This window comes from Candidatus Viridilinea mediisalina (assembly GCF_002532535.1).
GTDB classification, from domain to species: domain Bacteria; phylum Chloroflexota; class Chloroflexia; order Chloroflexales; family Chloroflexaceae; genus Viridilinea; species Viridilinea mediisalina.
The window spans coordinates 1-2,250 of record NZ_NQWI01000246.1; the positions used below are offsets into that span (position 1 = coordinate 1).

Sequence of the window (2,250 nt, forward strand, 5' to 3'; positions counted from 1 at the left end):
GAGACTGTTGCAAAATTATCCAAACTATTTTTAATCAGAAATAATCGCAACCGAAAGCAAAAAGAACATTCTTGACTGATCTTGTTTTTGCGGTATGCTTTACGTATTAACCAACAAAAACAACCGCAAAAAACAAGATCATGCTCCCCAGTATACCACCAACCCTGCGGGCTGGCACGCCCGATTTGCCCACGCTTCCGCGCTGGTTGCGCTGCTTGCTCCTTCCTTTTCTGGCCGACCTCTTGGCTTGGGCCGAACGGCTCCTGTTGCGTCAGGTGCTGACCCGCTGCGCTGACCATTTTCTGGTCTGGTTGGGAACGCGCTATGAGCCGACCCAGGCGGTTGAGGCGTGTCAAGGGTTTTCCGCGTCGCAGCAGGGCAGCCCAGGGCGTCCGCCGGACTATTCCGTCGAGTTGCTGCTGCGCGCCGAACTGGTGCGCGCCTGGGCTGGCAACTGTTCCGACCGTGACCTCGAATGGCATCTCGTCAACAATATCATCGTGCGCTGGTTTGTTGGCCTCTCGCTCTTCACCACGCGCATCCCCGACCATACGACGCTTTCGCGCTTCCACGCCTGGATGCGCGACCATGCCCCCGATGCGCTTTTTCGTGATGTGGACGCCTTTCTCGACCGCGTAGACCCCGAAGAACCCACCACAACGCAGATCGTCGATACCTTTGCGATGGCGACGCGCGCCGCCGCGAGTACGAGTGTCGTGGCGCTGCTGCGCGATCTGACGTTGCGTTTGGTGAACCTGCTGCGCTCGCATCCCTCCGACGCGATGACCAGCGCCCTCGCCACGCTCGATCTGACGCTTTTCACCAAGCCGAAGCCGGTGCGCACCCCCGAGGAACGCCACGAACGGTTGCAAGCCGCCGTCGCGCTCGTGAAGCAGGTGGTCACGACGGTCACGCCGCAGTTGCCTACGCTCAATGGTGCGATCCGTGGCATGGCGGAACACTATCTCGCCCTGTTGGCCAAGGTGCAGGCCGATGAGTTGATCACCGATGAGCATGGCGTCGTGACCGAACGCGCAACGAAAGTGAAAGGTAAAAAAGAGGACAAGGACAAAGACAAGGACAAGGACAAAGACAAGGACAAGGACAAAGACGAAAGCAAGGGCAAGCGCAAGCGCAAGCGCAAGGACAAGGACAAAACCAACGACGAGGACAAGGACAAAACCGACGACGAGGAGACCGACCAGCGGAAAGAAAAGGGCGCCTACCGCATCGGCAGCGCGGTTGACACCGAGGCGACCTTCCGCAAGCACGAGGGCAGCCCGGCGGTCTTGGGCTTCAATGCGATCATCAGCACCACCACGACGCGCATTCGCGCCTGCGTCGTCCTCACCGGCGCGACGCCCGATAGCACCGCGCCCGCTGCCGTCGTGCGCCAACTCCAGCAGGCCGATTGCCCCTTGCCCGCCCAGATCCTGATGGACGCCGCCGCCGGTTGGGGCAAGACGCGCGTTCAGGTCGCGGCCCTGAGCGAGGGGGAGACCACGATCGTCGCGCCGATTCCGCAGGGGGGCGGTAGCGACCCCAACCGCTTCACCGTCGCCGATTTTCGCGTCAACGCCGACAAAACGGAGTGCACCTGTCCCAACGGGAAGACGAGTACGCGACCCTACCGCTCGGGTGAGGGCGACGGGGTGAACTTTCGCTTTACCTTCAAACAGCACTGCAACGGCTGCCTGTTGTGGCCACAGTGCCGCAAAGAGGACGCCAAGCCGACGGGCCACCGCACCGTCTTCATCTCCGACTACCACGGCACGCTCTGCCACGCCCAGAACTTCAACACAAGCGACGAGGGCAAAGCGCTGCTCAAGACGCGCTGGCGCGTCGAACAGACCATCGCCTGGCTGACGCGCTACCAAGGCAGTCGGCAGGTGCGCTGCCTCGGCCTCAAGGCGGCGCAGTGTGAACTAAACCAAGCCTGCGCCGTGCGCAACCTGATCAGTTGGATGCATCGCCAAACCCGCCGGGGTGCCGCCTGATCGCCCACTGGGGCCGCATCCGCCACCACCCGCGTCCGCCGCAGCGTCCCCTGACGCCTGGCGGCGTCTGCGCCTGCCCGTCAACCCGCCAAATCCGGCCTCTTCCGCATCCCAATGAGGAAAAATCAATGTCAACCCACCCCATCCCGCGCAGCATCCGCCGCGACCCCTGGGCCTGGCCGCGGCCACCGCCCGCGCACGCCGCCGCCGAACCGCCGCGAGACGGGCAGTGGGGGGATTATGCAACAGTCTC

The 2,250-nt window shown here is 62.6% G+C and carries 1 protein-coding gene; it reads left to right on the plus strand.

The window, feature by feature from the left end; translation table 11 throughout:
- Positions 1-140 precede the first annotated feature (140 nt).
- Positions 141-1,997: a transposase gene (locus tag CJ255_RS21730; RefSeq protein WP_097646164.1), complete on the plus strand. Its 1,857-nt coding sequence runs from the start codon at positions 141-143 to the stop codon at positions 1,995-1,997.
- Positions 1,998-2,250 lie beyond the last annotated feature (253 nt).

Coding starts and splice junctions, on each gene's coding strand:
- CJ255_RS21730 (WP_097646164.1), top strand. CDS start 141: ATGCTCCCCAGTATACCACCAACCCTGCGGGCTGGCACGCCCGATTTG.